22 protein-coding genes are annotated in these 26,132 nt (G+C 75.2%); 8 read left to right on the top strand and 14 right to left on the bottom strand.

Features of this window, described 5'->3' with window-relative positions; genetic code table 11:
• The first annotated feature begins 23 nt into the window (after positions 1-23).
• Genes SK069_RS14525 through SK069_RS14515 form a run of 3 tightly spaced genes read left to right on the top strand, consistent with a single transcriptional unit; the run spans position 24 to position 3,975 of the window.
• A complete protein-coding gene (locus SK069_RS14525; RefSeq protein ID WP_319954967.1) occupies positions 24-1,019 on the top strand; it encodes an AAA family ATPase in 996 nt (331 codons plus the stop codon).
• Positions 1,016-1,963: a DUF58 domain-containing protein gene (locus SK069_RS14520; RefSeq protein ID WP_319954966.1), complete on the top strand. Its 948-nt coding sequence runs from the start codon at positions 1,016-1,018 to the stop codon at positions 1,961-1,963. Before SK069_RS14525 ends, SK069_RS14520 begins: the two co-directional genes overlap by 4 nt.
• Positions 1,960-3,975 carry a transglutaminase family protein gene (locus SK069_RS14515; RefSeq protein ID WP_319954965.1) on the top strand — a complete coding sequence of 672 codons (2,016 nt, stop codon included), beginning with the start codon at positions 1,960-1,962 and terminating at the stop codon, positions 3,973-3,975. The genes SK069_RS14520 and SK069_RS14515 overlap by 4 nt, the downstream gene beginning before the upstream one ends.
• 123 nt (positions 3,976-4,098) lie before the next feature.
• Here SK069_RS14515 and SK069_RS14510 read toward each other — a convergent pair whose 3' ends face one another.
• On the bottom strand, positions 4,099-6,150 hold the full coding sequence (locus SK069_RS14510) for a methylmalonyl-CoA mutase family protein (protein WP_319954964.1): 2,052 nt from the start codon (positions 6,148-6,150) through the stop codon (positions 4,099-4,101).
• Positions 6,151-6,350: 200 nt separating this feature from the next.
• Here SK069_RS14510 and SK069_RS14505 point away from each other — a divergent pair, with 200 nt between their 5' ends.
• Complete coding sequence (locus SK069_RS14505; protein WP_319954963.1) at positions 6,351-7,211, top strand: MBL fold metallo-hydrolase; 861 nt, start codon at positions 6,351-6,353, stop codon at positions 7,209-7,211.
• Between the two features lie 4 nt (positions 7,212-7,215).
• Here SK069_RS14505 and SK069_RS14500 read toward each other — a convergent pair whose 3' ends face one another.
• Positions 7,216-7,698, bottom strand: coding sequence for an OsmC family protein (locus SK069_RS14500; protein WP_319954962.1), 483 nt, complete (start codon positions 7,696-7,698; stop codon positions 7,216-7,218).
• A 61-nt stretch (positions 7,699-7,759) separates the two neighbouring features.
• A complete protein-coding gene (locus SK069_RS14495; RefSeq protein ID WP_319954961.1) occupies positions 7,760-8,575 on the bottom strand; it encodes a hypothetical protein in 816 nt (271 codons plus the stop codon).
• Between the two features lie 253 nt (positions 8,576-8,828).
• Between SK069_RS14495 and SK069_RS14490 the strand changes: the two genes are divergently transcribed.
• On the top strand, positions 8,829-9,116 hold the full coding sequence (locus SK069_RS14490) for an ATP-dependent Clp protease adaptor ClpS (protein ID WP_319954960.1): 288 nt from the start codon (positions 8,829-8,831) through the stop codon (positions 9,114-9,116).
• A 114-nt stretch (positions 9,117-9,230) separates the two neighbouring features.
• Here SK069_RS14490 and SK069_RS14485 read toward each other — a convergent pair whose 3' ends face one another.
• From SK069_RS14485 to ygfZ, 4 genes are all read right to left on the bottom strand, one after another.
• The gene (locus SK069_RS14485) at positions 9,231-9,617 is read right to left on the bottom strand and encodes a hypothetical protein (RefSeq protein WP_319954959.1); all 387 of its coding nucleotides are present in this window, start codon (positions 9,615-9,617) and stop codon (positions 9,231-9,233) included.
• A 112-nt stretch (positions 9,618-9,729) separates the two neighbouring features.
• Positions 9,730-10,986 carry a crotonyl-CoA carboxylase/reductase gene (ccrA, locus tag SK069_RS14480; protein WP_319954958.1) on the bottom strand — a complete coding sequence of 419 codons (1,257 nt, stop codon included), beginning with the start codon at positions 10,984-10,986 and terminating at the stop codon, positions 9,730-9,732.
• A gap of 202 nt (positions 10,987-11,188) precedes the next feature.
• Positions 11,189-11,626: a hypothetical protein gene (locus tag SK069_RS14475; protein WP_319954957.1), complete on the bottom strand. Its 438-nt coding sequence runs from the start codon at positions 11,624-11,626 to the stop codon at positions 11,189-11,191.
• A gap of 200 nt (positions 11,627-11,826) precedes the next feature.
• Positions 11,827-12,894: a CAF17-like 4Fe-4S cluster assembly/insertion protein YgfZ gene (gene ygfZ, locus SK069_RS14470; protein WP_319954956.1), complete on the bottom strand. Its 1,068-nt coding sequence runs from the start codon at positions 12,892-12,894 to the stop codon at positions 11,827-11,829.
• Positions 12,895-13,026: 132 nt separating this feature from the next.
• Here ygfZ and SK069_RS14465 point away from each other — a divergent pair, with 132 nt between their 5' ends.
• Positions 13,027-13,392: a hypothetical protein gene (locus SK069_RS14465; protein WP_319954955.1), complete on the top strand. Its 366-nt coding sequence runs from the start codon at positions 13,027-13,029 to the stop codon at positions 13,390-13,392.
• Positions 13,393-13,666: 274 nt separating this feature from the next.
• On the opposite strand, the gene SK069_RS14460 is transcribed toward SK069_RS14465, so the two are convergent.
• Positions 13,667-15,529, bottom strand: coding sequence for a M28 family metallopeptidase (locus SK069_RS14460; protein WP_319954954.1), 1,863 nt, complete (start codon positions 15,527-15,529; stop codon positions 13,667-13,669).
• A 79-nt stretch (positions 15,530-15,608) separates the two neighbouring features.
• Complete coding sequence (locus SK069_RS14455; RefSeq protein WP_319954953.1) at positions 15,609-16,622, bottom strand: ABC transporter substrate-binding protein; 1,014 nt, start codon at positions 16,620-16,622, stop codon at positions 15,609-15,611.
• Between the two features lie 202 nt (positions 16,623-16,824).
• Between SK069_RS14455 and cofH the strand changes: the two genes are divergently transcribed.
• On the top strand, positions 16,825-19,092 hold the full coding sequence (cofH, locus tag SK069_RS14450; protein WP_319954952.1) for a 5-amino-6-(D-ribitylamino)uracil--L-tyrosine 4-hydroxyphenyl transferase CofH: 2,268 nt from the start codon (positions 16,825-16,827) through the stop codon (positions 19,090-19,092).
• Between the two features lie 64 nt (positions 19,093-19,156).
• On the top strand, positions 19,157-19,627 hold the full coding sequence (greA, locus tag SK069_RS14445; protein WP_319954951.1) for a transcription elongation factor GreA: 471 nt from the start codon (positions 19,157-19,159) through the stop codon (positions 19,625-19,627).
• Positions 19,628-19,684: 57 nt separating this feature from the next.
• Here the strand turns inward: greA and SK069_RS14440 are convergent, their stop codons facing one another.
• From SK069_RS14440 to npdG, 5 genes are all read right to left on the bottom strand, one after another.
• Complete coding sequence (locus SK069_RS14440) at positions 19,685-22,870, bottom strand: lamin tail domain-containing protein (protein WP_319954950.1); 3,186 nt, start codon at positions 22,868-22,870, stop codon at positions 19,685-19,687.
• Between the two features lie 221 nt (positions 22,871-23,091).
• A complete protein-coding gene (cofE, locus tag SK069_RS14435; protein WP_319954949.1) occupies positions 23,092-23,841 on the bottom strand; it encodes a coenzyme F420-0:L-glutamate ligase in 750 nt (249 codons plus the stop codon).
• On the bottom strand, positions 23,838-24,515 hold the full coding sequence (gene cofC, locus SK069_RS14430) for a 2-phospho-L-lactate guanylyltransferase (RefSeq protein ID WP_319954948.1): 678 nt from the start codon (positions 24,513-24,515) through the stop codon (positions 23,838-23,840). Before cofC ends, cofE begins: the two co-directional genes overlap by 4 nt.
• Positions 24,512-25,462, bottom strand: a complete 951-nt coding sequence (locus SK069_RS14425) for a 2-phospho-L-lactate transferase CofD family protein (RefSeq protein WP_319954947.1) — start codon at positions 25,460-25,462, stop codon at positions 24,512-24,514. Before SK069_RS14425 ends, cofC begins: the two co-directional genes overlap by 4 nt.
• Positions 25,459-26,130 carry an NADPH-dependent F420 reductase gene (gene npdG / locus SK069_RS14420; protein ID WP_319954946.1) on the bottom strand — a complete coding sequence of 224 codons (672 nt, stop codon included), beginning with the start codon at positions 26,128-26,130 and terminating at the stop codon, positions 25,459-25,461. Before npdG ends, SK069_RS14425 begins: the two co-directional genes overlap by 4 nt.
• Positions 26,131-26,132: the final 2 nt, after the last annotated feature.

The following is a 26,132-nucleotide window of genomic DNA, read 5'->3' as shown; positions in this document are numbered from 1 at the left end:
CGAGGGGCGGTAGAACCGAGGACGTGCGCCGTCACCTCCCGGTCACCGACGCGACGCCGGCCCGTGAGGTGCCAGCGGCGGCGCCGGGAGCGCCGCTGGCGGCCCGCGAGATCGCCGCGCTCGGGGACCGCCTGCGCGCCGGGGTGCGCCGCGGCGTGCGGCTCCGCGAGGACGTGCTGGACACGGTCCTCGCCGCGCTGCTCGCCGGCGGGCACCTGCTGCTCGAGGACCGGCCGGGGGTCGGCAAGACGCAGCTCGCCCGGTCGCTGGCGGGCACCATCGGCGGCCGGTTCAGCCGCGTGCAGGCGACGGTCGACCTGCTCCCCGCCGACATCCTCGGCGCCACGGTCTGGCACGCCGAGACGCGGACGTTCGAGTTCCACCCGGGCCCGGTGTTCGCGAACGTCGTCCTCGTCGACGAGCTGAACCGCGCGACGCCGAAGACGCAGTCCGGGCTCCTCGAGGCGATGCAGGAGCGCCAGGTGACCGTCGACGGGGTCTCGCACGCGCTCGAGTCGCCGTTCGTCGTCATCGCCACCCAGAACCCGAGCCACGGCTACGACGGCACCTACCCGCTGCCGCCGGCCCAGCTCGATCGCTTCCTCGCCCGCCTGTCGCTCGGCTACCCGTCCGCCGCCGACGAGGAGGCGCTGCTGCGCGACGCGCCGGCGGCGGCGCTCGATCCGGTGACCGACCGCGACGAGCTCCTCGCCGCGCGTGCCGGCGTGCAGGCGGTCGCCGCGACCGACCCGCTGCGCCGGTACGTCGTGGCGCTGCTGCGGGCGACGCGCGAGCACCCGCTCGCCGACGCCGGCGCGAGCCCGCGGTCCGGCCTGCAGCTGCTCGCCGCCGCCCAGGCGCGCGCCGCGCTGGACGGCCGCGACCACGTGCTGCCGGACGACGTGCGCGACCTCGCGCACGCGACGCTCGCGCACCGCATCCATCCGGTGGCCGCCGCGCCGCCCGACGCCGGCGCCGAGGTCGTCGCCGACGCGCTCGCGACGGTGCCGGCGCGGTGAGGCGCGCGATCCTGCTCCTCGGGGTGCCGCCGGGGCTCGTGCTCGGCGGCGCCGCCCAGGGGTCGGTGGCGCTCTTCTCCCTCGGCCTCGGGCTGCTCGGCCTCGTGGTCGGCGCCCGGCTGCTCGTGCTCCTCGCCGCGCGCCGCGTGCGGCCGGTCCGGACGCTGCGGGTGCGCGAGGTCGTGGAGGGGCAGCCCCTGCCGCTGCGGCTGGCGTGGCGGCTGCCGCGCGGCCTGCCCGTCCACGTCGAGGTCGCCACGCCGGAGGGCTGGCGCCGGATGCCGGACGCGGGCGGGGAGGCGACGTGCGTCATCGCTCGTCCCGGGCCGCACGTCGTCGGGGCGACCGCGCTGCGCGTGCGCGACGACCTGGGGCTCTGGGCGCGCGTCGTGCCGGTCGGCGCGCCCGAGCCGGTGCTCGTCCTGCCCGCGCCCGCGGCGACCCCGCCGCTGGCGGAGCACGCGGCGCCGCACCGCGCCGGCGAGCCGGAGCCCGACGGGCTGCGGCCGTACGTGCCCGGCTCGCCGATGAGCCGGATCGCGTGGCGGGCCTCGGCCCGGATCGGCGAGCTGCACGAGCGCGCCGCCGAGCCGGGACGCGATCGCCTGCCGCTGGTCGTCGTCGACGCGGCCGGCAGCGACGACCTCGCCGCGGTCGCCTGGGCCGCGCGGACGGCGACCGGCGAGGTCCAGCGGCTGCTGCGGACCGGCGGCTGCCGGGTGCTGCTGCCGGGCGACGACCGGCCCGTCACCGTGGTCGATCCCGTCGCGGACTGGCCGGCGGTGCACCGGGGGCTGGCGCAGCTGGATCCCGGTGCCGCGGTCGCGGAGCGCCTGGCGGTCGGGGGCCGGCGGATCCGGGCCGTCGCGGCACCGCCCGACGCCGGCGCGCTGCTCGCCGCGCTGCCGCCGGGCGTGCGCCGCCTCGAGGGAGCCCGCTCGTGACCGCGCACGCCGTGCCGGCGTCCGCCCCGACGTCGTGGACCGCGACGCGGATCGCGGGCCTGCTGGTGCTCTGGGTCGCCACGGTCCTCGCGTGGCGCCCGCTCCTGGGCGCGGGCTGGTGGTGGTCGGCGATCCCCGCGCTCGGCGCGGCGGCCGTGCTGTCGGGCCACCTCGCCCCGCGGATCGCGGCCCGGGCCGTCGTGGCCTGGCTCCCGCTGTCGCTCCTCCTGGCCGGGGTCCCGCTCTCGGCGCTGGCCCCGCGGGCGCTGGGCGCCAGCGCGGACGACCTCGCGTCGGGCGCGGGGGAGCTCGCGGTCGCCGCGCGCGGCCCGGTCGTCGACGATCCCTGGCCGCTCGCCGCGGCGCTGCTCGTCGCCGGCCCGGTGCTCGTGCTCGTCGGCTGGCTGCTGCGACGCGGCCGGCCGTGGGCGCTCGCGGGCGTCGCGCTCGCGGGGCTGCCGCTGGGGGCGGCGGTCGCGCTGACGCAGGTCGACGACGGCGCCTGGCCGGGCGCGGCGCTCGTGGCCGGCGCCGTGCTGTGCCTCGCGCGCGGTCGGGTCCTGGCGCTCGTGCCCGCGACGGCGGTGCTCGTCGGCGGCACCGTCGCGATCGCCCAGGCCGTCGCGCCGGAGGAGCCGTGGCTGCCGTTCGCCCTCGTCGATCGTCCGGCGCCCTTCACGCGGCTGGACACGGGCCAGTCCTACGGCCCGCTGAACGACCGGCGGACGGGCCGGACGATGCTCGAGATCGACGCCGACGAGCCGGCGCTCTGGCGGATGCAGGCGCTGGACCGCTTCGACGGCCACGGCTGGGCGGTCGGCCGGCGCTGGCGCTTCGGCCGCTACGTCGACGACGCGCTGCCGCAGCCCCGGGCGACGGAGGAGACGATGACCGTCACCGTGCGCGGCCTGCGCAACCAGCTCGTCGTGGCGCCGGGACGCGTGACGGCGGTCGACGGCAACCGATCGCTGCGCGAGGTCGGCGGCGAGGCGCGCGAGGTGGCGCGCCGGCCGCGGTCGGGCGGCACGTACGAGGTCACCGCCGAGGTCGTCCGGGCCGACGTCGCCGACCTCGAGGGCGTCCAGATCCCGACCGACCAGCGCTACGACCGGTGGACGCGCCTGCGTCCGTACGGGGGCGGGCCCCCGCGGGGCGACGGCCTGCAACTGCTGGACTGGTTCGGCGATGACGAGGACCCGTGGCGCGAGGTCCGCCGCATCGCCGACGAGCTGGGCGACGACGCCGGCTCGCAGCTGGAGGTCGTGCGCCGCGTGCGCGACCACCTGCGCAGCTCGGGCCGCTACCGGTACACGACCGACGTCCCGCGGGCCGGCGCCGATCCGCTGCTGGACTTCCTCACGACGACCCGCGCGGGCTACTGCCAGCAGTTCGCGGGCGCCGCGGCGCTGCTCCTGCGGCTGAACGGCGTGCCGACCCGCGTGGTCAGCGGCTTCGCGACCGGCACGCGCGAGCACGGCCGCTGGGTCGTGCGCGACCAGGACGCGCACGCGTGGATCGAGGTGTACTTCCCGGGCACCGGCTGGGTCCCGTTCGACGTCACGCCCGCCGGGGACGCGGCGACCGTCGACGACGTCGACCCGCTGGCGGCGGCCGCGACCGGCCGCGGCACCGGCGGCGGCTCCGGGGGCGGGTGGCTGGCGGGCGGCGCGCTCGCGCTGCTCGGAGCCGGCGGCGCGGCGTACGCGGTCCGGCGGCGGCGGGGGCGCGAGCGGGGCGACGACGGCGAGCTCGGGGAGCTGCTCGCGCGGCTCGCCGGCGCCGCGCCGGCGACGAGCCTGCGCGAGCTTCAGGAGCCGCTCGGCGCGATCGGCCCGTCGGTCGGCGCGCTGGCGCTGCGCGTCGAGCGGGAGCGGTTCGCGCCGGGGGACGCCGGGGACGAGGTCGAGGTGGCCCCGCGCCGGCGTGCGTGGCGCGCGCTGCGCCAGGACGTCGGCGCGGCGCGGGCGTCCTGGCTGCTGGCGCGCGACGCGGTCCGGCGCGCGACCCGCTGACCGGGTGCGGCCGGTGGCCGGCCGCGGCGCCGCAGACCGCCTCGTCGGAGCGCCGCGACGCCTGGTCCGCGGACCGCGGCGATCCACGGGTGACCGGCGGAGCGGCGACCCGTGGAGCGGGGCTCAGGCGGTCGTCTCGGTCTCGAGCGCGCCGCCGGTCGGCGCGTCGACGTCGGCCTCGTCCAGCACGCCGTTGGCCTCGGCGACCAGGCGCGTGATGTCGCGCATGATCACCGAGATGTCGAAGTCCTTCGGGGTGTAGACGCCGGCGACCCCGGCGGCCTGCAGCCCGGCGACGTCGGCCTCGGGGATGATCCCGCCGACGACGACCGGGACGTCCACGCCGCGCTCCTTCAGCGTCTCGATGACCGCCGGGATGAGCTCCTTGTGGCTGCCCGAGAGGATCGAGAGGCCGATGACGTGGACGCCCTCCTGCAGCGCGCTCTGGGCGATCTGCGACGGCGTCAGGCGGATGCCCTCGTAGACGACGTCCATGCCGACGTCGCGGGCGCGGACGGCGATCTGCTCGGCGCCGTTGGAGTGGCCGTCGAGGCCGGGCTTGCCGACGAGGATCTTGATCCGGCGACCGAGCGCCTCCGACACGCGCTCGACCTCGTCGCGGACCTCCTGCAGCGCGCCGCTCGGGTCGGCCGAGGCGGCCTCGCCGACGCCGGTCGGCGCCCGAAACTCGCCGAACGCGCCGCGCAGCGTGCGCGCCCACTCGCCGGTCGTGACGCCGACGCGGGCGGCCTCGATCGACGCGGGCATGATGTTCTCGTCGCTCTGGGCGACCTCGGCGAGGCGCTGCAGCGCCGCCTCGACGGCGGCCTGGTCGCGGCCCGCGCGCCACTCGGCGATCGCGTCCTTCGCCTGCTGCTCGACGGCGTGGTCGACGGTCATGATGCCGCCGTCGCCGGCCGCCGTGAGCGGGGAGGGCTCGGTCTCGGTGTACTTGTTGATGCCGACGACGATCTGCTCGCCGGCCTCGATCCGCTGGATCCGCTCGCGGTGGCTCTCCACGAGCGAGCCCTTCATGTAGTCGACCGCCTCGACCGCGCCGCCGTGCTCGGCGACGACCTGCATCTCGGCGCGGGCGCCCTCGAGCAGCTCGCCGACGAGGCCGTCCATGACCTTCGAGCCCTCGAAGATGTCGGGGTACTCGAGCAGGTCGGTCTCGAAGGCGAGGATCTGCTGGATCCGCAGGGCCCACTGCTGGTCCCACGCGCGCGGCAGGCCGAGGGCCTCGTTCCACGCCGGCAGCTGGAGCGCGCGGGCGCGGGCGTTGCGCCCGAGCGTCACGGCGAGCGCCTCGAGGACGATCCGCTGGACGTTGTTCTCCGGCTGCGCCTCGGTCAGGCCGAGCGAGTTGACCTGGACGCCGTAGCGGAAGCGCAGCGCCTTCTCGTCGGTGACGCCGTAGCGCTCGCGGCCGAGCTCCTCCCAGAGGACGCTCATCGCGCGGAGCTTCGCGTGCTCCTCGATGAACCGGACGCCGGCGTTGACGAAGAACGAGATCCGCGAGAAGACCTTCGGCATGAGCGCCGGGTCGACCTTCTCCCTCGCGGCGTCGAGCACGGCGATCGCGTTGGACATCGCGTAGGCGATCTCCTGGACCGGCGTGGCGCCCGCCTCCTGCAGGTGGTAGCTGCAGATGTTGATCGGGTTCCACTTCGGGACGTGCTCGACCGTGTAGGCGATCATGTCCGCGATCAGCCGCATCGAGGGGCCGGGCGGGAACGCGTACGTGCCGCGCGCCAGGAACTCCTTGATGATGTCGTTCTGGGTGGTGCCCTGGAGCGCCCGCTGGATCGCCTCCGGATCCTCGTCGGGGTTCTGCTCCTCCGCCGCGACGATGTACATCGACAGCATCCACGCGGCCACCGCGTTGATCGTCATCGACGTGTTCATCGTCTTCAGCGGGATGCCGTCCATGAGGACGCGCATGTCGCCGATGTGGCTGACCGGGACGCCGACCTTGCCGACCTCGCCGCGGGCGAGCTCGTCGTCGGGGTCGTAGCCCGTCTGCGTCGGCAGGTCGAACGCGACCGACAGGCCGGTCTGGCCCTTGGCGAGGTTCGAGCGGTAGAGCTCGTTGGACGCCTTCGCCGTCGAGTGACCGGCGTACGTCCGCATGAGCCACGGGCGGTCTGGCTGCGGCAGGCGATGCTCGCTCATCCCCGGGAGTGTACGGCCGGTCGCCCGATCGGGGGGCGATGCGCGGACGTCCACGTACCTCGACGCGGTGTCAGCCCTACCGCAGGTAGCGAATCGGTCGCAGCGGCCCACCGACGGGGGGCGCGCGCCCCCCGGCGCCGGGCGCGCCGGGGACGGCCGGGCCCGTCGGGCGCGGGGCCGAGTTGTCTAGGGTCGTCGGGGTGAGCTCCGACCTGCCCCGCACCATCGACCTCATGCACCTGGGCAAGCCCAAGGCGATGGGCGCCCACTGGTTCGACGGCCACATCATCGATCCGGGCGCGGAGAGCTCGGTCGAGCGGCTGCTCGAGGGCCTGGAGGGCGAGGAGCCCCGGCGCGTCCTGCTGACGCACATCCACTTCGACCACGCCGGCGCGGCCGGCGCGCTCGTGCAGCGGTTCCCGAACCTCGAGGTGTGGGTCCACGAGCGCGGGGCGAAGCACATGATCGATCCGACGCGGCTCGTCGCCAGCGCGCGGAAGGTCTTCGGCGACTACTTCGACATGCTCTGGGGCGAGGTCGTGCCGGTGCCGGAGCAGAACATCCGGGTGCTGCGCGGGGGCGAGGCGATCGACGGCTGGCGGGTGGCCTACACGCCCGGGCACGCCCAGCACCACGTCTGCTACTTCCACGAGGACTCCGGCGTGGCCTACACCGGCGACGTCACCGGCATCCGGATCGACGGCGGACCGGCGCTGCCGCCGACGCCCCCGCCGGACATCGACCCGCCGCTCTGGCACGCGTCGCTGGACACCGTCGCGTCGTGGAACCCCCGCGCGCTGGCGTTCATGCACTTCGGCGTGACCGTCGGCGACGCCGACGAGCAGATCGCGGGCATGCACGACGCCCTCGACGAGTTCGCCCGCGCGGCCCGCACGACCGACGCAATGGGGATGGCCGACTGGATCCGCGCGTGGGTGCTCGAGCGCGCCGGCGAGGAGGGCCTGCCGACGTACTACGCCGCGGGGCCGTTCGAGGGCCTCTGGGCCGGCCTGGATCGGTACTGGAAGCAGGTCGCCAAGCGCCGCGACGGCGAGGCGTAGCCGCTCAGGCCTCGCCGACGTAGACGATCTCGGGCTCGACGAGCACCTCGCTGCGCAGGCTGTTGGCGATGTAGCACTCGCGGTGGGCGAGGTCGACGAGCTTGCGCAGCCGTTCCTCGGCGGGGCGCCCGCGGACGGTGATCGTCGGGCGCAGGACGATCCGCTCGATGAAGGTCCCGCGCGGGCGCTCGGGCATCTCGCCGACGGTGTGGTCGACGTAGGCGACGACGTCGATCCGGGCGCGCGCGGCGACCGCGAGGAACGCGAGCAGCTGGCAGGACGCCGCGGCGGCGACGAGCAGCCGCTCGGGGTCCAGCTCGCCCGGATCGCCGTGGAAGGCGGGATCGCTGGAGAGCGTCAGCAGCTCGTCGACCGGCGGGCAGCGGACGCGGTGCGAGCGGTCGTAGGCGTCGTAGCCCTCGCCGGTCGAGCCGGTCCAGTGCAGCTCGGCGTCGTAGCGGTGGACGTGGGGGAGGTCCTCGGCCATCGGCCAGAGGATCGAGGACCCGGCCGCGTGGGTCAACGGCCCCCGCGCGCGACCGGCGTGCTCAGCGGCGCGCGACGAGCCGGAACGTCGCCTCCCAGGTCCAGGTCGCCTTCGTGTCCCCCGACGAGGAGAGGCGCGTCGTCCGCGAGGAGCTGCTGCGCGAGGGCCAGCCCCCGGTGAACGTGCGGCTGCCGCGGATCGTGAACTGCTTCGTCCCGCGGAACCTCGACGGCGACGCCGACGCGAGGACGTCCATGAGCGACGGCGACGCGTCGTCGTTCCAGGTCGGGGCCGCCGACGGGCCGTCGGGACACGCGCCGTCGAGCGACCCGAGCACGATCGACGGCGCCACGCGCTTCGTGCCGCGCCAGGCGAAGGAGACCTCCTCGCGCAGGGCCTGCCGTCCGCAGCCCTCGTCGTCGGCGGCGCGGTCGGGGTTGCCGGCCTTCCACGGACCGCCGTACGTCGTCTTCAGCGAGCCGGCGCGGACGGTCTCGCCGACGAGCGGCACCGGGTCGGCATCGGCCCCGATGACCGGGGGACGCCTCCCGGCGCCGCGCAGGACCGTCAGGCGGTGCGGGCGCCGCGTGCGCAGCGTCGTCCGCGTCGCGCCCTGGCCGACCTCCTCGCGGGTGCACAGGGCGCCCGTCAGCTGGCAGTCGTCGGCGAAGGACTCCCGGTACTGCCAGGACTCCTGCAGCTCGGCCTTGAACGTCACGGCGTAGATCCGGCTCCCGGACGCCGCCGCCGACGCGGAGGTCGGCACGACGACCGCGGGGGCGGCGAGGACGAGCAGGAGCGGCAGGAGCCGGCGGCGGCGCGCGAGGGCAGAGATCGGGAGGAGCGCGCGGCGCGGCGCGGCGGCGGTGATCGGCATGTCCCCAGCGTGCTGGGACCACCGCCCCGGCGCCACGGGGAGGCCCCCCGGCAAGCACCCCGGACTTCGGCCGGGCACCCCCGGCGAATCACCCCGGCGGCGCGCGATCGGGGATGCGCTCCGTCCGGCGGGCGGCTAAGGTCGAGGTCGGTCGTCGTCGCGACGGCCGCGCGCCGGGTCCAGGACTCGCCCCGGCACACGACCCGGGCATCGGCCCGGCGTCGCGACCCGCGAGCCACTACCCTGCACCGCCGTGAGCCAGACCATCGAGCAGACCCACGCCGCCGGGCCCGGCACCGGCCTCGGTGGCGCCTGGAACGTGATCGTCTGCAACGACGACCACAACACGTTCGACCACGTGGCCACGACGCTGGCCCGCGTCATCCCGGGGGTCGACGTCAACGCCGGCTTCCGGATCGCCGACCGGATCCACCAGGCGGGCGTCGCGATCGTCTGGACCGGCCATCTGGAGCTCGCCGAGCTCTACTGGGAGCAGCTGCGCGACGCGGGCCTCACGATGGCCCCGCTCGAGCAGGCCTGACGCACCCGGTCCCTCGGGACCGTCTCGGAACGACGAAGGCGCCTCACGGGCGCCTTCTTCATGGCCGGAGGCCGGGCGGGCGTCGCGCGACGACGCGCGCGACGCGGCCGGAGGTCAGGCCGAGAGGCCCGGCGAGCTGCCGACGACGGGCGCCGAGGCGGTGCCCTCGTTCTGGACGGGCGCGTCCTGCGTCTCGGGGTCCGGCGCGAGGCCGGAGGAGATGACCTCGTACATCTCGTAGGCCAGCGGCTTCTGGTAGAGCGCGATCTTCGTCGTGCGGAAGTCGATGAAGAACTCGCTGTTCCAGATCCGCGTCCAGTCGGCCTTGGACGCGACGACGATCACCTGGCGGAAGCGGTACGCGTCCTCCTTCGAGCGGTACAGGCGCACGTCGTGCGCGCCGTGGCGGAGGAGGTCGGCCGTCAGGCCCTCGAGCGCCTCGCCGAGCTGGTCGGCCCGGAGTCCGGTCGCGTAGTAGGGCAGGTGGATCGCAAGCGCCATGTCGCTCAGGCTTTCACGTGGGAGGGAAGGACGCGAGCCGGCCGCCACGGAGGCCGACCGGCTCGGGAATCCTAGATGAGTGACCCCGAGGACCGGGGTCAGCGCGGGTGGCTCAGGCGCCGACCTCGGCGCGGATCGCGCCGGGGCCGTCGGCCGTGCGGCCCTCGTCGTCGCTCGTGGCGCCGACGAGCACCGCGATCTTGCCGAGGTGCTGGTTGTCGCGCAGCAGCTGGTGGGCGTCGGCGACCTCGTCGAAGCCGACGGTCTTCCACAGCACGGGCTTGACCTTGCCCTCGTCGATCAGGGCGTTCGCGCGCGTCGCCTCCCAGGCGTTCGCGAAGTGCGAGCCGATGATCTCCTTCTGCTTCATCCACAGGTAGCGGACGTCGAAGTCGAGGTTGTAGCCGGACGTCGCGCCGCAGATGACGACCTTGCCGAACGGCTTCACGGCGAGGACCGAGGTCGGGAACGTCGCCTGGCCGACGTGCTCGAACACGACGTCGGGGGCGCCGCCGAGGATCTCGGTGACCTTCTTCGTGAACGCGCGCGAGGTGAGGAAGCGCTCCTTCTCCTCCTCGGGGGTCTCGCCGCCCTTGCGCATCATGCCGCTGAACTCGTTGCGGTTGATGTAGCCCTTGGCGCCGAGCTGCTTGACGAGCTCGCCCTTCTCGTCGCTGGAGACGACGCCGACGGACTCGGCACCGGCCGCCTTGCAGAGCTGCGTGGCGAAGACGCCCAGGCCGCCGGCGGCGCCCCAGACGAGGACCTTGTCGCCGGCCTGGATCTTCGCCTGATCCATGAGCATGCGGTAGGCGGTGAAGTACGTCAGGCCGTAGGAGGCGGCCTCGGTCCAGGAGAGGTGCTTCGGCTTGGGCAGCAGCTGCTGCGCCTGGACCTTGCAGAACTGCGCGAAGGAGCCCCAGGTCGTCTCGTAGGCCCAGATGCGCTGCGACGGCGCGGCGAGCGGATCGAGGCCGTGGACCTCGACGTCCTCGTAGGAGGCCTGGTTGCAGTGCACGACGACCTCGTCGCCCGGCTTCCAGCGGGTGACGCCCTCGCCGACCTTCCAGACGATGCCCGACGCGTCCGAGCCGCCGATGTGGTGGCCGAACTCCGGGTGGTCGCCGTACTTGAAGATCGAGACCGGCTTGCCGAGGGCGGCCCAGACGTTGTTGAAGTTCACGCCGGCGGCCATGACGCGCACGATGACCTCGAACGCGCCGGGCTGCGGGACGTCGACCTCCTCGAGCTGGATGGCGTCCCTGGGCTCGCCGAAGCGGTCCTCGCGGATCACCCACGCGGCCATCTTCGCGGGCAGCTCGCCCGGGGCCACGTCCACGGTCTGGATCTGGGTCAGGTCGACGGTCATCTGGCCTACTCGCTCCGGTCGTTCGTCGGGGACGGCGGCGAAGCCTACCGGCGGTCGCGTTCTGCGGCGGCTCCCCCGCCGAGCGGCGATTCGCCCCGTCTCATCGGACAATCCGTCCGGTCATCATGTCCCGGATCGGGCGCGGGTGTACGGCGCCCGCTGCGCCGTCCGGCGAGGGCCGCCGGACGGGTCCCGCACGGCGTCAGGGCAGCAGGAGCTCGTCGTCGGAGCTCTTGCGCTCCTTGCCGACGCGCAGCGTGGCGGCCGAGACGGGGGAGTCCCCCGTGGTCGTGATCCGGTACGTCCGGTTCGGCCGGACGACGGCCTGGATCGCCGCGACCCCGCCAGGGCCGATCGGCTTCGTCGCGCGGGCACCGGCCTCGGCGCGGTCGCGATCACGCAGCGTCGTGCGCAGCTCGCCCGACGTCTGGTTGCTGATGAGGATCCGCACCGGGCCGGCGCCGACCCGCGAGGGCGAGAGCGTCACGCCGTCGTCGGTGATCGCGGCCGAGACCATGATCTGCGCCGGTGGGCGCGACCCGGACGGCTTGTCGTCGGGATCCACCCGGCCGCACGCCGACAACCCGCCGACGGCCACCACCGCGACGGCGGCGGTCATCGCGCTCGAGCTGCGCCTCATCTGCATCGTCGTCCTCGATCTCCCCAGTCGCGGAACGCCGGCGGCGGCGCCGCGGCTGCTCGCAACCCTAGCCGAGCGGACGGCGTCGGAGGAGACGGTGTGCCCGGACGGGGTGTCCAGCACGGCGCCGCTCCGGCGGCCGTCGGCCGGCGCGGGGTCCGCGCGAGGCGCCGCCGGCGTGGGCTGCGCGCCGGGGCCGGTCAACCGACGACGGGCCCGCGCGGCTCGTCCGCGAACGGCAGCGCGACGACGCGCGCGCGCACGGGGGAGGCGCTCGTCGGACGGGCGGTGACGACGTCGCCGGGCTCGATCTCGCGCCGCAGCAGCCCGAGCGCGATCGGGCCGCGCCGCGGCGAGTGCACGACCGTCGTGACCCGCCCGACCTCGCGCCCGTCGTCGACGAGCACCGTCGCCTCGGGCACCGCGTCCTCGAGCAGCAGGCCGCGCAGGTGGCGGTTCGGCCGGCCGCGCCAGTGCAGGCGCGCGACGGTCTCCTGGCCGATGTAGCAGCCCTTCGTGAAGCTCACGGCGCGCTCGACGATGCCCGCTTCGGCCGGCATCACCGAGTCGTCGAGCTCGTGGCCCAGCAGGGGGCGCCCCGACTCGACGCGCAGGATCTCGAACGCGGCGGCCGGGACCGGCGCGATCCCGCGGGCCTCGAGCGCGGCGAGCACGCGCCGCACGTCCTCGGCGGTCGCGACGACGTCGACGCCGACGTCGGTGCGCACGACGCGCACCCGGACGCCGTCGAGCGCCGTGGCGCGGTGGTCGTGCTCGCGCTCGCCGAGGCCGGTCAGGAGGTCGCCCAGCACCTCGCCCGTCCGCGGTCCGGCGACGGAGACGAGGCCCTGCTGCAGCGTCCGCTTGTGCAGCTCGGCCCGGAAGCCGATGAGGTGCCGGCGCAGGTGGTCGAACAGCGCCTGCAGGCCGCTGCGCTCGCAGAGCAGCAGCAGCTCCTCGGGCGCGGCGCCCTCGCCGATCGCGAGGACCCGCAGGTCGCAGACGATCTTCCCCTTCGGCGTCAGGAGCGCCGCGTAGCTCCCCTCGCCGGGGGCGAGGCCCTCCACGTCGGCGGTCACCTGGCCGGTGAGGAACGACGCGGCGTCCTCGCCCGTCAGGGCGAGCTTGCCCGACGCGGACCGGTCGAGCAGGCCGACGTCGGTGGTCAGGCGCCGGTGGCCCTCGGCGACCTGCGGCGCGTCGGCGGGCGTGGCCGCGGCGGCGGGCGGAGGGACGACGGCGATCGGGCGCTGGGGCGGATCGCTCATGGCTCGATCGAGCCTAGATGATCGCCCGCACCGGGTCGGCGGGCCGCGTCCCGACGGCCGATCCGCCGGCACGGGGGTGCGAGGGACCGGGCGCCGCTCCGGGCGGCGCCACGCGTCGTATCATCGGGGGCGATGGCGCTCGCCGACACCTTCCAGCGGGTCCTCGACTCGCTGCCCGACGACTGGACCGACCTCACCCTCGATCTGCGGATCACGGACGAGGACCGCTACGTCGAGGCGGCGACGTACCTCACGACGACCTGCAACGCGCAGCCCTACTCGCGCCACGACTGGCACTGGCGCGTGCTCGTGGCGCACCGGTTCGGCCACGCGGCCGCCCCGACCGCGGTGCTCAGCGCGCTGCGGCTGCTCGACGAGGCCGGCTTCGAGGGCGAGCTCGTCGTGCGCGACGTCCGCGTCGGCCGCGCCGAGGCGGTCCAGATGTGGGGACGAGGCGAGACGGCGCGCCAGGAGTTCCGCCGCCTCCGCGCCCACTGATCGGCCCTGACCCCAGGCCCGCCCGCCCGCGGCGAGACGGCGCGCCAGGAGTTCCGTCGTCTCCGCGCCCACTGACCGGCCCTGACCCAGGCCCGCCCGCCCGCGGCGAGACGGCGCGCCAGGAGTTCCGTCGTCTCCGCGCCCACTGATCGGCCCTGACCCCAGGCCCGCCCGCCCGCGGCGAGACGGCGCGCCAGGAGTTCCGCCGCCTCCGCGCCCACTGACCGGCCGACGGTGAGACGGCGCGCCGGTTCGCGCGCCGCCCCGATGCTGCCTAGCGTCGCGCGGTCGCCGCGCCGCGGCGGTCGCGCACCTGCACGGCGACGACGCCACGCGGCAGGCGGACGGTCCGGGTCCCGCAGGCGGTCGTGCGGACCGTGCGCCGGGCCAGCCGGCGGCCGCGGCGGTCCCGCCCCACGACGGTCACCGTCCCGGCCCGGCGGGCGACGAAGCGCAGCAGCACCCGGCCCGACCGCGGACGCAGCGTCAGCCCGCGGGCCGGCCGGCCGCGCGGGGCGGCGACGCAGGCCGGCCCGGGCGCCGGGGCGACCGGGGTCGTGAACGGCGGCGCCGGCTCCAGCGGCCACGGGTCGCCGGCGACGCGCTTGCCGGCGACGCCGGGGATCAGCCCGATCTCGGCGCCGGGCACGGGGTCCAGGTCGTTCACGAGCTCCGCGAAGGCCTGCGCGACCGGGCGCAGCTGCGCCTTGTCGATCTTGTCGAGCGTGTCCTGCTCGTCGTACATGTAGGCGGGTCCCGCGATGAGGCTCACCGTCGGGATCCCCGAGATGAGCGCGAAGGAGGCGTCGGTCGGGATCCCGCCGACGAGCTGCGGCAGCGTGCCGTTGAGGACCGCGGTGCCCTGCAGGTCGTTGCGCACGACGTTGCCGATGAGCTTGCCCTTCAGCGGCAGGCTGAGGTTCTCGAAGATGCCGCGTGGCTCGGTCTGGTCGAGGACCTGCAGTTTGCCGCCGTCGGTGATCCGCGCCTGCTTGCCGACGTGCTCGATCGTGACGTTGGCGACGATCCGGCGGGCGTCGCGGCGCTCGGAGATGTACCGGCGGGCGAACTCCTCGTGCCCCTGGTAGCCGGTGAAGTGCGTGTCGAAGGTCGTGAACATCAGCGTCTTCTGCCGCTTCCGCGCGCCCTGGGCGCCGAAGTGCTCGGCGAGCGCGATGACCTCCGCGGTGCCCGACGCGTCCTCGACGGCGCCCGGCCCGACCGAGTCGTGATGGGACTGGATCTGCACGACGTCGTCGGTCTTGCCGGGCAGGTAGCCGATGACGGTGTCGGAGAGGACCCGGCGGCGCTGGGCCTCCAGCACGAGCCGCCCGGTGCCCTTCGGGTTGCGCTGCATCATGGCGCGCAGGCGCCCGCCGTCGCGCTTCGTGACCCACATCCCGGGGATCGCGACCTTCGCCCGGCGGTAGTACTCGTTGTGGTACCGGTTCGAGTCGAAGTAGTCGTGCAGGATCCCGACGAACCCGACGGCCCCGGCGTCCTGCGCCGCCTTCACCGCGTCGGTCATCGTCGTGACGTACGGGTTGCCGGTGAGGAACGTCGACAGCGGGTTGAGGAACGTGAGCTTCGGATCGTGGAAGAACTCCACGAACGGCGTGAGCCCCGCGAGCGGCAGCACGAACCGCAGGTCGAAGACGGCGATCTTGCCCTTGAGGCTCGGCCCGAGCTTCGGCGCGAAGCCGTGGCCGATGTCGACCATCTCCGCGCGGATCCCGTCGGGACCGGTGCCGAGCGCGCCGGTCGCGGTCTTGTCGGGCACCGCGGAGTGCGAGACGGGGAACGCGTCGATCGCCTGGCCGTCGAAGGAGAGGCCCCAGCGGTCGGCGTGCCAGTCGTAGGAGGGCGCGCGCAGCAGGCCGACGCCCTCGAGGCCGGCCTTGCGGAACCGCTCCGCGACGTAGGAGGCCGCGCGCCGGCCCGCCTCGGTGCCCGTCCGCCGCGGTCCGATCGCCACGAGGTCCTCGATCGTCGAGAAGATCCGGTCGGTCGTCGGCAGCGTCGCGGGCGCCGGGTTCGGCGCGGCGCCGGCCGGGGCCGGCAGCCCGAGCAGCGCGGCGCCGAGCGCCGGCAGGAGCAGGCGGCGCAGCAGCGGTGGACGGCGGACCCGGTTCGGCACGCGAGCACCGTAGGGGCCGTCGCGATGTGCGCGCCGCCACCGTCCGGGGAGGGGCGGTGGGGCGCGCCACACCCCTCGCTCAGCGTCCGGGCGCCCCCGACCAGACGAGCGCGTCGACGTCCGGCGCGCGGCGCGTGATCCCGACGCGCGTCTCCCACGCCGCCCACCGGCGCATCGCGGCGCGGTCGATCGTCAGCGCCTCTCCGTCGGGGTCCAGGAGCGCCGGGCGCACCGCGGCGAGCTGGTCGGCCGCCGTCTGCGGATCGACCGCCTGCTCGCCGGCCCCGGCGCTCAGCGCCTCGACGACGGCGGCGGACTGCGCGGTCGACGCGGTGGCGGCCTCCTGCGTGCCCTGGGCGGCGGCGCGCAGGAAGCGCTCGATCACGGGCCGCTGGCGCCGCAGCGCATCGGGCGTCGTCACGAGGAGCAGCTCGGGGTAGCGCGGCGCACCGAACTCGTCGAGCCGGAAGATCCGCGTGCGCGGACGACGGATGCGCAGCGCGACGCCCTCGGCGTTCCAGAAGGCCGTCGCGGCCTGCACGCGCCCGGAGAGCACGGACTTCACCGACTCGAAGCCGATCGTCACGCGCCGCACGCGACGGGGGTCGCCGCCGTCGCCGCGCACGATCTGGTCGACCGCGGCGTCGTCGCTCGGCAGTCCGGTGACGCCGACGCGCCGGCCCTCGAGGTCCCGCGGGCGGGCGACGTCGGGCGCGGCCACGAGCGAGGCGAGCGGCCGCTGCACGAGCGCGCCGACGGCCACCAGCCGGGCGCCCTCCTGCTGCGCGAGCGCGACGTCGTGGATGTCCATGATCGCCAGGTCGGTGCGTCCGGTGCTCAGGGCCTTGACGTTGTCGCTGCCGGTGCCGGGGACGCGGATCCGCAGGTCGACGCCCTCGCGGGCGAAGAGCCCGCGCTGCTGCGCGAGGTAGAGCCCGGAGTGCACGGCGTTGGGCACGAAGTCGAGCGTCAGGGTCAGCGACGCCGGCGGCGCGGCGGCGGACGTCGTCGTCGCCTCGGGGTCGTCTCCGCCCGATCCCCCGCAGCCCGCCAGCAGCGCCACGCTCGCGAGGAGCAGCAGCGGCCGGATCACCACCCCGAGCGGTCGTCGGCGGAGCGGACGAGCGTCGTGGGTGGACGGGCGGCGAGGGTCCTGCGATCCAGACATGCCCGGGATGGTCCCGACCCGGGCGGCGGCGCGTCGCGCGGTTCATGTGTCCTGCGCACCGGACGGACGGGCCGGGGGTTCGCCCGGCGACACCGGCCCGGGGGAGCGGGTTCGTACACTCCGGCGGGTGAGTCGGCGGGTCACCTTCTCCAGGAACCACACGCTGTCGCTGTCGCGAACGTGCTCGTCGGTCTGCAAGTACTGCGCGTTCGCGACCCGCAAGCCGCATCTGCACCCGCCGGCCGAGGTCGAGCAGATCCTCGACGAGGCGGTCAAGCGCCGCGCGAAGGAGCTGCTGATCCTCACGGGGGAGGAGCCGGATTCCCACCCCGGCGTCCTGCGGCAGCTGCGGGAGTGGGGCTACGAGGACTTCACCGCCTACGTCGTGTGGGCGGGCGAGCGCGCGCTGGAGCGGGGGCTGCTGCCGCACACGAACCTCGGCGCCGTCTCGCGGGAGCAGCTGGAGCGCCTGCGCACCGTGACGGCGTCGCAGGGCGTGATGCTCGAGTCGATCAGCGAGCGGCTGATGGACACGGTGCATGCCGGGTCGCCGTCGAAGCACCCCCAGCGGCGGCTGGCGACGCTGCGCGCGGCCGGCGAGCTGAAGATCCCGTTCACGACGGGGATCCTCGTCGGCATCGGCGAGACGCGGCAGGAGCGCTTCGACTCGCTCGCGGCGCTGGCCGAGGTCCAGCGCGAGCACGGCCACCTGCAGGAGATCATCCTGCAGAACTTCGTCCCCCACGAGCGCTACTACGGGCGCGACGTAGGAGCGATCGCCGACGCGGCGGCGCGCGACTACTGGCGCACGGGGATCGCCGAGGTCTCCGACCTGGGGTGGAAGGACTCGCCGCAGCTGGACCTGCCGTCCTGGGCGTGCCCCGTGACGGTGGAGGACATGGAGGAGCTCGTCGCGGAGACGCGGCGGCTCATGCCCGACGTCGGGATCCAGATCCCGCCGAACCTCGCCGACTGGTGGCCGCGGCTCGTGGCCGCCGGTGCGACCGACCTCGGCGGCCTCAGCGCCAACGGCGACCACATCTCGCCCGAGCACCCGTTCCCCTCGCCGGCCCAGGTCCGCGACCTGCTCAAGCCGCAGGGCGTCGCGCTGAGCGAGCGGCTCTGCGTCTACGGCAAGTACATCGACGAGGAGTGGATCGATCGGGCGGTGCTCGACACGATCACCGTGAAGTACTGGTCGTTCATCCCGCGCGGCAAGAGCGGGCGGGGGGAGGCGCCGTTCGTCATCGACCGCGACCTCGTCGCGCCGGCGCTGGAGCAGGCCCGCGACGGCGTGGCGCTGAGCGAGCAGGAGCTCTCCGCGCTCTTCGTCGAGCGCGACCCGTCCGCGGTCGAGGAGATCCGCTGCGCCGCCGACGAGCTGCGCGCCGAGCTGGCGGGCGACACGGTCACCTTCGTGGTGAACCGCAACATCAACATCTCGAACGTCTGCACCGTCGGCTGCGCGTTCTGCGGGTTCGGGCAGTCCAAGCGCTCCCCGGACGCCTACGACGTCGGCGAGGAGGAGTTCGCCCGCCGGGTGCAGGAGGCGGTGGCGTACGGCGCGACCGAGCTGTGCATCCAGTCGGGGATCCATCCGGACTGGGCGCTGGAGGACTACCTGCACTGGCTGCGCCGCGCGAAGGAGGAGGGCCGCCGGCACGGCGCCGAGCTGCACCTCCACGCGTTCAGCCCGATGGAGGTCGACCACATGACGACGATCTCCGGGCTCTCGCTGCCGGAGGTCTTCGCGGCGCTGCTGGAGGCCGGTCTCGGATCGACCCCGGGCACCGCGGCGGAGGTCCTCGACGACGGCGTCCGTCAGCGGATCTCGCCGAACAAGCTGCCGGCGTCGCGGTGGGTCGAGGTCATCGAGGCCGCGCACCGCGCCGGCGTCCCCTCGACGTCGACGGTGATGTTCGGCCACATCGAGGAGCCGTGGGAGCTCGCCCGCCACATGCAGGTGGTGCGCGGCGTGCAGGAGCGCACCGGCGGGATCACGGAGTTCGTGCCGCTCTCCTTCATCCCCTTCCAGACGCGCCTGGGCCGGACGCACGGCGTGCAGGAGCTGTCGATCGAGGACAACCTGCGCCACACCGCCGTCTTCCGGCTCGCCCTGGGCCGAACGATCGCCAATGTTCAGGCGTCGTGGGTGAAGATGGGCCTCGAGGGCGCGACCGAGGCGCTGCGCTGGGGCGTCAACGACCTCGGCGGGACGCTCATGGAGGAGAACATCTCGCGGCTGGCCGGCGCCGATCACGGCGTCCGGCGCGACCCGCCCGAGCTCATCGCCGCCGCCCACGCCGCGGGCCGCCCGGCCGCCGAGCGCTCGACGCTGTACGCGATCCGCCGGGAGCACCCGCTGCCGGTCGCGTCCGGCGCCGCGGGCCGCTGAGCCGGAGCATCGACGGCCTCCGCGGGGGCGGACGGCGGCGCAGCGGGCACGTTACGGTGGGGTGATGAGCACCGCCGGTGAGTCGATCACGCCCGAGGGCCTCGAGGCCCTGAAGGCCGAGCTCGACGAGCTCGAGGGTCCCAAGCGGCGCGACATCGCGGCGCGGATCCAGCGCGCCCGGGAGCTCGGCGATCTGAAGGAGAACGCCGAGTACCACCAGGCCAAGGACGACCAGGCGCACCTCGAGACGCGGATCGCGGTGCTCGCCGAGCGCCTGCGCAACGCGGTGGTGACCGAGATCTCGACCGACGAGAGCGAGGTCGGCTTCGGCGCGACGGTGAAGCTCGTCGATGAGGAGAAGGGCCGCGAGCAGGTCTGGACGCTCGTCGGCGCCGCCGAGGCGGACGTCTCCTCGGGCAAGCTCTCGATCGAGTCGCCGGTCGCCCAGGCGATCATCGGCCGGCGCCTGGGGGAGACGGTCACCGTGAAGACCCCGCGCGGCGACCGGCAGCTGAAGGTCGCCGAGATCAACTGAGCCGATTCGGCCGCGGTCGGCGGGCGCGCCGGGCACCGGTGCCCGGCGCGCCCGCTGCTAGCGGACCGTGATCCGCAGCGCCTCTTCGACCGTGCGGTTGCCGACGGTCACGCGGACCGGCACGCGGTAGGTGCCGCGCCGGGCCTTCGCGCCGACGCGCAGCGTCAGCCGGCCGGTGCGCGACGTGCCGGCGGCGACCCGGGCCACCGTCGTGCGAGCCGCCTGGGTGCGCCTGCGCCCGGAGAGGGCGCGCGGCACGCGCAGCTCGAGCCGCGCGCGGGCCACGGCCGTCGTGCCGGCGTTGCGCAGCGCGACCTGCACGCGGGCGCGGCTGCCCCGGCGAACGATCACCCGGGACCCGGCGGAGCGCTCGGACCCGAGGAGGACGCCGATGTCGATCGCCAGCCCGGCCGGCCCGCGCTCGCCGGCAGGGCCCCGTGGACCGGCCGGCCCGGCGGGACCGGTGGCCCCGTCCTTGCCGTTCGTTCCGGCCTTGCCGTCCGCGCCGTTCGTCCCGTCGACGCCGTCCCGCCCGTTCGTGCCGGCCTGACCCTGCGGGCCGGTCGGTCCCTGCGGGCCGGTCGGTCCCTCCGGGCCCTCGGGTCCCTCGGGACCCGGATCGCCGCCCGGGCCCTGCGGCAGGGTCGTGCTCGTGCCGGTGAGCGGCACCTCGTATGGGCCGGCGTTCGTGGTCAGGACGAGCATCGCCGTCGAGGTCGTCGAGGCCCGGCCCGGCGCGAACCGGATCCGCACCGTGCAGCGGGCGTCCGGGGCGAGCTCCTCGCCGGTGCAGCGATCGCCGCTGAGGAGGAAGTCGTCGGCCGATGCGTCGTCCTCGTCGGTGATCCGCAGCTTCGCGATCTCCAGCGGGGCGTCACCGACGTTCCGCACCGTCACGGCCTGCGCGGCGCCGATCGTGCTCGCCGCCTGATCGGCGAAGGTCGGCGTCGTCGCCTCGACCTGCGGGCCGACGGCGGCGCCGAGGGTCACCACGGGCGGGTCGTGGTCGGAGACGTGGAGCCCGAGCGCGGCGTTCTCCGCGTAGTCGTTGGAGACGTGGGCGTAGCGGACGTCGCGGACCGCCGGCAGCAGGCCGGAGGTCACGAGCGCGTGGTCGAGCGTCTGCAGGCGGCCCTGGTAGGCGAAGCTGTACCGCTCCTGCTCCGGGACCTGGCTCCAGAGGTTCGTCAGCGTGCCGCCCTGGGTGGCGGTCGTCAGCGGCGACTCGTCCTCGAAGGCGTTGAGGTCGCCGACGACCATCGTCTCCTGGCCGAGGGCCTTCAGCCGCTCGGCCTCCTGCCGCACGACGGTCGCCTGCTGCACGCGGCAGCCGTCGACCGACGACTTCGAGGCGAAGTGGTTGCTGAGGACCGTGAAGCGCAGGCCCGGGCGCGGCTCGACCTCGAGCGCCAGCGGCGGCCGGTCGAAGAGGAACGACGTGTCGCCGCAGGTCAGTCCACCGCTGGTGACGACGTCGCGCCCGACCTGGCGCGCGGCGCCGTGAACGGTGACGCCGTCCTTCACGAGGAAGCCGACGTCGATGCCGCGCTCGTCACGGCCCTCCTCCGCGTGGGCGGTGTAGCCGCCGATCCGCGCCGCGAGGTCCGCGAGGACGTCGCGACTCGATCGGTTGCCGGCCGTGCCCTGGCTGTCGCCGATCTCCTGGACCGCGACGACCTCGGGAGCGCGCATGCGGTCCCTGATCGCGACCGCGAGGCCGTCGAGCTTCTCGTCGTACTCGGCCTGCGTCACCGTGCGCAGATCGAGCTCGGCCCCCGGCGGGAAGAGGTTCTCGACGTTGAACCCGGCCACGCGGACCTGGCCGGCGGCGGGGGCGGGCAGCGTCGGAACGGCGGGGACGTCGCCGTCCTCGGTCACCGTCGGCTTGCCGGTCTCCTGCACGACGATGCCGTAGTTCGCGTAGCCGAAGCCGAGCGGGCCCGTCGCGTCCCGGACCGTCGCGAAGAGGTTGCCGCGCACGAGCGTCGTCGAGGGCGGGCGGACGTGCGGGTTGCTCGGGTCGCCCGCGCCGGCGTCGTCGACGAGCGCCAGCAGGCTGGGTGCCTCGTCCTGGCGGAAGATCCGGCCCTTCGCGTCGCCGGGCGTGACGAAGAGCTCGCCGAACTTCGTCGTGCCGCCGCTGTTGGCGGTGCCCGCGGCGAGCGTCACGCGCATGCCCTCGAGGGACTCGTAGTACGTCCGCGTGCCGTCGGAGGCGACCGCCTGGGCGTCGGCCTTCGCGCGGTCCAGGACGACCGGGGGCGGCAGCACGCCGTCGCCGAGGATCTGCGGCTCCTGGCCGGTGGTCTCGGCGATCATCGTCAGGCCGAACTTCTCCTTGACCTGGCCGTTGATGCGGACCTTCTTGCCCAGGAGCTGCTCGCGGTCGTTGCCGGGCCCGCGGACGTAGCCGACGAAGATCCCCTCGGAGGTCGCCGGGTCGGCGTCCTCCTTGCCGGGCTCGGTCTGGACGTACACCCCGGCGTCCTCGGGGAACGTCGTCGTGAAGTTCGCGCCCATCTCGTCGTCGATGCCGGTGACGACGCCCTCGATCGTCACCGCCTGACCGGTCTTCGGGCTCGTGGCGCCGCTGCCCTGGATCGCATGGATCGGCGTGACCGCCGGGTCCTCGGGATCCGGGCCTCCGCCGCAGGCGGCGCCGCAGGCCTGCGGGGTCGCCGGGTTCCGGACCGTGAAGTCCGCGACGTTGTCGTTCGTGTCGGCGCCGAGGGCGTCGCGTCCGTGGGAGACGTCGCCCGAGCTGCTCGTCGGGAGCGCGAGCCCGGCGCCCTCGCGGTACGCCGCAGGCGCCTGCGTGCTGCCGAAGGCGTCCTCGACGGCGTCGGCGGCGGTCCGCAGCTGGATGCCGCCGGTGTCGGTGATGCCCGTGGCATAGGTCAGGTCGGGCGTCGCCGCGCCCGAGTAGCCGCTCGCGGCGGTGTTCGCGATGAGGTAGCGGCCACCCGCCGGCAGGCTCGTGCCGGCCGGGACGGTCGCGCGGACGCTGTTCGTGCCGGCGTTGTTCGCGCCCTGGATCTTCCAGCCGCCGATCGAGACGGCGGCGGCGGACGCGTTCCGCAGCTCGATGAACTCGTCGTTGCCGCCGGCAGGTCCGCGGAAGCGGACCTCGTCGATGACGACGCCCGAGGGGGAGGCGGACGCCGGCGGCGCCGCGATGGCGGTCACGAGCAGCAGGCCCGCGACCGTGAGCGCGCCGTGGACGGCGCGCGAGGGACGGATCATGTGTGTTCGCCGTGGGGACGGGGACGGGATGCGCGAGGCCGGACGGACCTCGCGGCGCGAACCTACGGTCGGCCGATGCGGGCCGGGTGACCACGCCGTGACCCTCGCGTGAATCCGGACGCGTCAGCGCGCGGACCGGTCGAGCGTCGCGCGCGAGGGGCCCCTCTCCCGCGCGCGTGCCGCCGGTCGCGACGGGCGCCTCGGGCGCGCCGCCGGGCCGGTCAGGCGGCGCCGAAGAGGTCCTCGTCGGCGGCGCGCCGGAGCGTCGCCGCGCCCGGCCCGTGCTCGTCGGTGCGCCAGCGCGCGAGCCCGGTGACGAGGACCGCCGGCCGGCCGTCGTCCTTCAGCCGCGCGAGGTCGGCGGCGCCGGCGACGTGGTCGGCGATCGCGATCTGCGTGGCCAGGAGCTCCCGGCCCTCGCGGTCGGCCTGGCCGCGCCGGTCGTCGAGCGCCACGAGCCCGGCGCAGCCGATCGCGACCTCGGCCTGGCCGTGGCGCCACGGCCGGCCGAAGCTGTCGGCGATGACGACCGCGGGCCGGCCGGGCAGCGCGTCGCGCAGCCGGCGGGCCGACGCGTCGGGGTCCACCGGCAGCGTGACGACGGAGCCCGCGGCGACGTTCGACCCGTCGACGCCGGCGTGAGCGGCGACGAACCCGTGGTGGGTGCGGCAGATGAGCACGCCGCGGCGGGCGCGGACGACCTCGCGCGTCTGTCCCAGCACGACCTCGACGACCGCGGGGTCCTTGTCGAGCTCGCGGGCGAGCTCCCGCGCGCGGGGTGAGGGCACGACGTCGGCCAGGCGCACGACGGCGCCCTCGGCCTTCGACACGACCTTGTGCGAGACGACGAGGACGGCGTCGTCGGGGAAGGGCGCGGGGTGCGCCGCCGTGAGCAGGGCGGCGAGGTCGTCGCCGGGGCGGACCTCCGGCAGCGGCGGCAGCGCGCGGACGGTGAGGTCCGCGCCGCTCACAGGATCCGCGGCAGCAGGCCGCGGGTGTGCGACGCCCCGCCGCGATGCTCCTCGAGGTGCTGGCGCAGCGCCTCGAGGTCCTCGCCGGTGTCGACGTCGAGCACGAGGCTCCGCGGCTCGGCCTCGTAGACCGCGGCGCCCGCGGCCCGCGCGGCCTCGGCGTGGCGCGCGCGGCTGCCGGGCCCGAAGGCGGCGGCCATGATCCCCGGCGGGCGCAGGACCAGGCCGTTCGTGCCCGTCCCGTGGCGGTCCGGGACGATCGTGACCTCCGGACCGAGCGGGGCGGCGGCGTCCGCCGTCGCGGCCGGGTCGGCGGCGAGCAGGCCGTCGACCTCGTCGGGATCGAGCACGGGGCAGTCGCCCGGGACGAGCAGGACGCGCTCGGCGCCCCGTCCCACGGCCCACTGGATGCCCGCGGCGACGGCGGCGCTGTGGCCCTGGTCCTGCTGGTCGGTGACGACCTCGGCGCCGTAGTTCACGGCGATCTGCTCGGCGATCTCCTCGCCGGTCACCACGACGACGCCGTCGACGAGCTGGGCGCGTCGCAGCGCGATCAGGACGTCGGTGACCATCGCCTGCATGAGCGCGACGCGCGAGCGGGCGGGCAGCGCGTCGGCCAGGCGCGTCTTCGCGTTCGCGAAGCGCTTCACGGGAACGATCGCGATCGTCTTCACGCCGTCCCCTCCGTCGTCGCGCGGAGCTCGTCGGCGAACGCGAGGACCTCGCCCGCCACGCGGCGGCGCGCGTCCGGGTCGCCGAGCAGCGTGTCGGTCACGCGCAGCGCCAGGCCGCCGGGGCTCGGGATCGGCTCGTCCGTCACGAGGCCGTCCAGCAGGTCGCCGTAGTAGCGGGCGGTCCCGAGCGCGTCGGCGCTGACGCCGGCCCAGTGCAGGAACGACGCCGTCGGGCCCTTCACCACGGCGCCCTCCACGAACGGGGCGACGGCCACGACCGGCGCCGCGCTGGCGCGGATCGCGTCCTCGATGCCGGGGACGGCGAGGATCGGGCGGATCGAGATCACGGGGTTCGAGGGGCCGACGACGATCGCGCGGGCGGTGCCGATCGCCGCGAGGGCCTCCGCGGTCGCCTGCGCGTCCTGCGCCCCGACGAAGCGGACGTCCTGGACGACGGGCTCCGGGGGCATGCGCAGCCGTCGGATCATGAACTCCTGGAAGTCCCACCAGCGGTCGTCGGCCTGCACGAGCGTGCGGACCGGCTCGTCGCTGGGCGGCAGCACCCGGGCGGCGACGCCGAGCGCCGCGGCGTGCTCGGCGAGGACCTCGGTCATCGTCGCGCCGTCGGCCAGTCGCCGCGCGCGGCGCAGGCAGAGCGCGAGGTCGCGATCGCCGAGGTTGAACCAGATCTCGTCGCCGAGCTCGCGCAGCATGTCCATCGCCGCGAACGTGTCGTCGGCCAGGCCCCAGCCCCGCTCGTCGATCCGGTCGGCGAGCCAGAACGTCACGAGGTCCGCGTCGGGCGCGACGTGCGCCCCGTGGATCTCGACGTCGTCGCCCGGGTTGGCGAGCACGACGAGGTCGCTCCCCGCGTGGTCCAGCAGACCACGGGCGAGCTTCGCCCCGCCGGTCCCGCCGGCGAGGACCACGACCGCCCCGGAGGTCACTCGATCCCCGTGATGCGGATGCCGGCGTGCGTCTTGTGACGGATGTTCACGCCGATCAGCATCGCGGTGAGCGACTCCGCGATCCGGGACTGCTCGAGCCGCCCGCCGTCGACGGCGCGCAGGCCGTCGATCACGGACAGGAGCTCGATGACGACCTGCTTGTCGGCCTTGCGGTCGCCGCAGATCAGGGTGTCCTGGTCGAGCGGGTGCTCGAGGTCGGCCAGGAGGTCGGCCGAGAGGGTGTGCAGCCCCGAGACGACGCGCACGCCCTTGGGGACGAGGGACTGCGCCTGCTGGGCGGCGGAGCCCTGCCAGACGCCGACGAGCTGCGTCGGCTTGCCGCCGATGGCGGGCGCGAGCGGCACGGTCGCGTCGAGGACGATCTGGTCCTCGCGCAGGACCTCGGCGAGCCCCTTGAGGGTCGCGGCCTGGCTCGAGAACGGCACGGCAAGCACGACGACCTGCGCGGCGGCGGCGGTCGCCTCGTCGTTGGCGAGGCCCCGGATGTCGCCGCCCGGGACGGCGCCCAGGGCGCGGTGCGCGGCCTCCTCGGCACGCGCGGCATCGCGTGACCCGATGATCACTCCGGTGCCCGCATGCGCGAGCCTGAGGGCCAGCCCGAAGCCGAGCTGACCGGTTCCACCGAGGATCGCAACGGGACCGGGCACGA

The organism is Patulibacter brassicae (assembly GCF_033949425.1).
In the GTDB taxonomy this organism is placed as follows: domain Bacteria; phylum Actinomycetota; class Thermoleophilia; order Solirubrobacterales; family Solirubrobacteraceae; genus Patulibacter; species Patulibacter brassicae.
Note: the sequence above shows the minus strand (reverse complement) of the source record. Positions and strands in the feature narration are given on the sequence as shown.

Bases quoted from the DNA above. Each gene is read 5' to 3' on its own strand.
- SK069_RS14465 (WP_319954955.1), top strand. From the start codon at position 13,027: ATGGCGCTCGCCGACACCTTCCAGCGGGTCCTCGACTCGCTGCCCGAC.
- SK069_RS14510 (WP_319954964.1), bottom strand. From the start codon at position 6,150: ATGAGCGAGCATCGCCTGCCGCAGCCAGACCGCCCGTGGCTCATGCGG.
- greA (WP_319954951.1), top strand. From the start codon at position 19,157: ATGAGCACCGCCGGTGAGTCGATCACGCCCGAGGGCCTCGAGGCCCTG.
- SK069_RS14475 (WP_319954957.1), bottom strand. From the start codon at position 11,626: ATGAGGCGCAGCTCGAGCGCGATGACCGCCGCCGTCGCGGTGGTGGCC.
- SK069_RS14440 (WP_319954950.1), bottom strand. From the start codon at position 22,870: ATGATCCGTCCCTCGCGCGCCGTCCACGGCGCGCTCACGGTCGCGGGC.
- SK069_RS14485 (WP_319954959.1), bottom strand. From the start codon at position 9,617: ATGGCGCTTGCGATCCACCTGCCCTACTACGCGACCGGACTCCGGGCC.
- SK069_RS14495 (WP_319954961.1), bottom strand. From the start codon at position 8,575: ATGCCGATCACCGCCGCCGCGCCGCGCCGCGCGCTCCTCCCGATCTCT.
- SK069_RS14500 (WP_319954962.1), bottom strand. From the start codon at position 7,698: ATGGCCGAGGACCTCCCCCACGTCCACCGCTACGACGCCGAGCTGCAC.
- ygfZ (WP_319954956.1), bottom strand. From the start codon at position 12,894: ATGAGCGATCCGCCCCAGCGCCCGATCGCCGTCGTCCCTCCGCCCGCC.
- ccrA (WP_319954958.1), bottom strand. From the start codon at position 10,986: ATGACCGTCGACCTGACCCAGATCCAGACCGTGGACGTGGCCCCGGGC.